Source organism: Klebsiella sp. OBRC7 (genome assembly GCF_000293135.1).
GTDB classification, from domain to species: Bacteria; Pseudomonadota; Gammaproteobacteria; order Enterobacterales; family Enterobacteriaceae; genus Klebsiella; species Klebsiella michiganensis.
Genome location: NZ_ALNJ01000109.1, coordinates 1 through 2876 on the forward strand (window position 1 = coordinate 1; position 2876 = coordinate 2876).

The 2876-nt window shown below is 57.2% G+C and carries 3 protein-coding genes and 1 pseudogene; 2 read left to right on the forward strand and 2 right to left on the reverse strand.

Annotated features, from left to right (window positions below; translation table 11 throughout):
* The coding region (locus HMPREF1144_RS22555; RefSeq protein WP_042928267.1) for an IS1 family transposase at positions 1-293 on the forward strand (293 nt) is incomplete at its 5' end.
* A gap of 9 nt (positions 294-302) precedes the next feature.
* Positions 303-1385: pseudogene (locus HMPREF1144_RS22560) on the forward strand (MFS transporter); the annotation flags it as partial.
* Here the strand turns inward: HMPREF1144_RS22560 and HMPREF1144_RS22565 are convergent.
* Both HMPREF1144_RS22565 and HMPREF1144_RS22570 read right to left on the reverse strand, forming a co-directional pair.
* A complete protein-coding gene (locus HMPREF1144_RS22565) occupies positions 1386-1943 on the reverse strand; it encodes a DcrB family lipoprotein (protein WP_004855087.1) in 558 nt (185 codons plus the stop codon).
* A gap of 73 nt (positions 1944-2016) precedes the next feature.
* Positions 2017-2682: a 7-cyano-7-deazaguanine/7-aminomethyl-7-deazaguanine transporter gene (locus HMPREF1144_RS22570; protein ID WP_004126198.1), complete on the reverse strand. Its 666-nt coding sequence runs from the start codon at positions 2680-2682 to the stop codon at positions 2017-2019.
* Positions 2683-2876 lie beyond the last annotated feature (194 nt).

A 2876-nucleotide genomic window follows, 5' to 3' on the forward strand; every position in this document is an offset into this window, starting at 1 on the left:
TGGCGCACGTATTCGGTGAACGCACGTTGTCCACGCTGGAGCGTCTTCTGGGCCTGCTGTCGGCCTTTGAGGTCGTGGTATGGATGACGGATGGCTGGCCGCTTTATGAATCACGCCTGAAGGGAGAACTGCACGTTATCAGCAAGCGATATACGCAGCGCATTGAGCGGCATAACCTGAATCTGAGGCAACATCTGGCAAGGCTGGGCAGGAAGTCACTGTCGTTCTCAAAATCGGTGGAGCTGCATGACAAAGTCATCGGGCATTATCTGAACATAAAACACTATCAGTAAGTTGGAGTCATTACCGGGTTTAGCGCCTTTTGGGCCGGGCTGGTAATTAGCCTCCAGTACTTCGCTACGCTGCTCAGCCGCCCTCACGCCGGGCGCTACGCCGACCTGCTGGGGCCAAAAAAGATCGTCATTTTCGGCCTGTGCGGCTGCTTTCTGAGCGGACTCGGCTATCTGCTGGCGGCGCTCTTCGGCGGCTTGCCCGTGGTTAGCCTGGCGCTGCTGTGCCTTGGCCGGATTATCCTCGGCATCGGGCAGAGCTTCGCGGGAACCGGCTCCACGCTGTGGGGCGTCGGGGTAGTCGGTTCGCTGCATATCGGGCGGGTTATTTCCTGGAACGGCATTGTCACCTACGGAGCGATGGCGATGGGCGCGCCGCTCGGCGTGCTCTGTTACTCGCTGATTGGCCTGCACGGGCTGGCGTTGACCATTATGGCGGTCGCGCTGGTGGCCGTGCTGTGCGCGTTGCCGCGGGGGGCGGTCAAAGCGGGCAAGGGTAAAGCGATGTCGTTTCGCGTGGTGCTGGGGCGCGTCTGGCTCTACGGCATGGCGCTGGCCCTGGCTTCGGCGGGTTTTGGCGTTATCGCCACCTTTATCACTCTGTTTTATGATGCTAAAGGCTGGGACGGCGCGGCCTTCGCCCTGACGCTGTTTAGCTGCGCCTTTGTTGGCACGCGCCTGCTGTTCCCCAACGGAATTAACCGCCTCGGCGGGCTGAACGTGGCGATGGTCTGTTTTGTCGTCGAGATTATTGGTCTTCTGTTAGTGGGCCTGGCGGAGACGCCGCTGATGGCGAAAATCGGCACTTTCTTTGCCGGAGCCGGTTTTTCGCTGGTGTTCCCGGCGCTTGGCGTGGTGGCGGTGAAGGCGGTGCCGCAGCAGAACCAGGGGGCGGCGCTGGCAACCTATACGGTATTTATGGATCTCTCACTGGGGATCACCGGTCCGCTTGCCGGGCTACTGATGGCGTGGGCGGGCATTTCATCGATCTATCTGGCGACGGCGGGGCTGGTTGCGGTGGCGCTGCTGCTGGGATGGCGGTTAAAAAAACGGCCCCCGGTCGCTGAACCGGAGGCCGCGGCGTCAGGCCAGTAGTTACTGGATGACGAGGGTGTTGATAATGTTTTCCGCTTCGGTCTGCGCCTGCTGTTGGTTATCCGCTGGCAATGTGATTTGCAGCGTCAGTAGTTTGTCATCAACCTTGCCGAGAAGGACGGAAGACCAGGCGGTCTGACCCTTGGCGGAGATGATGCTGTCCAGCTGTTGCAGCGTGTGGCCTTTGATCTCAATGGATTTATTGCTCACGACCTGCAGCTGCGGGTCGCGGCTGCGCTGCTGCTCTTCCAGACGCTGGCTCATCACCGCCAGCTCCTCGTTGGTATTGTCACCCACAATCACGATCACCGCTTTCTGGCCCGTGGCATCAGAATAGACGTGCATATTGTTGGCCTGGGTGCCCAGCTTGCCGCTCTGGTCGGTCATACCGGCTGGCAGGGAGAAGCTCAGTTTGCCATCCAGCAGACTAATAGGTTGCCCGCTGGCGTTGCTTTCCGCAGCAGCCCCGGCAGTCGGCGTTTTTGTATCGCTGTTATCACAGGCTGCAAGACCCACAACCAGCAGGCCAATACCGACATATTTAACCAAATTGCGCATTGACATCTTCCTTTCGATAAACGGCCATTAACGGCTCATTCGCTTATCTTATCACATCGTTTCGTGAGTACTCTTAACCTGGCTGCAATGCGGATAAATCAGATTTATCTGCCAGCTTTTTCAACAGCATATTCAACAACATGCCGTACATCGGCAGGAAGAATACGATGCTAATCAGCACTTTGAAGCAGTAGTCGACGATGGCGATTTCACCCCAGTGCGCCGCCATAAACGGATCCGGGCTGCGCCAGAAGGCGATAAAGAAGAAGGCCAGCGTATCGCTGACGTTACCGAAAAGGGTGGATGCCGTGGGCGCCAGCCACCAGCGGCGGTTCTGACGCAGGCGATTGAAGACGTGGACGTCGAGGATCTGCCCCAGCGCGTAGGCCATAAAGCTGGCGGCGGCGATACGGGCGACAAACAGATTAAAGCTGGTTAATGCGGCAAACCCCTGCCACTCGCCCATATAAAACAGCGCGGAAACCCCGTAGGAGATGAGCAGCGCCGGGATCATCACCGCGAGGATAATGCGTCGCGCCAGCGGAGCGCCGAAAATCCGCACCGTCAGATCGGTGGCGAGGAAAATAAACGGAAAGCTGAACGCGCCCCAGGTGGTATGAAAACCAAAGATGGAGATCGGCAGCTGCACCAGATAGTTACTGGAAGTGATGACCAGCAGATGGAAAAGCGATAGCCAGATCAGCGCTTTTTTACGCTGTACGGTAGTAAACGGACTCATATTGTGACCTTTTTAGTGGTTGGGGTGAGGGAACCCAATAAAAACGGCTGCATGATACTGCGTTGCGAGCGTATTGCAATGGTTGTTTTTCGCGCAAACGTTAACCTGGCTTGCGTACTGGCGAACTGGGGGTAAACTATGGCCGTTTTGTTAATGTGAGATGAAAATGAGCGAACTTTTCTCCAGCCCTGACC

Bases quoted from the DNA above. Each gene is read 5' to 3' on its own strand.
- HMPREF1144_RS22565 (WP_004855087.1), bottom strand. From the start codon at position 1,943: ATGCGCAATTTGGTTAAATATGTCGGTATTGGCCTGCTGGTTGTGGGT.
- HMPREF1144_RS22570 (WP_004126198.1), bottom strand. From the start codon at position 2,682: ATGAGTCCGTTTACTACCGTACAGCGTAAAAAAGCGCTGATCTGGCTA.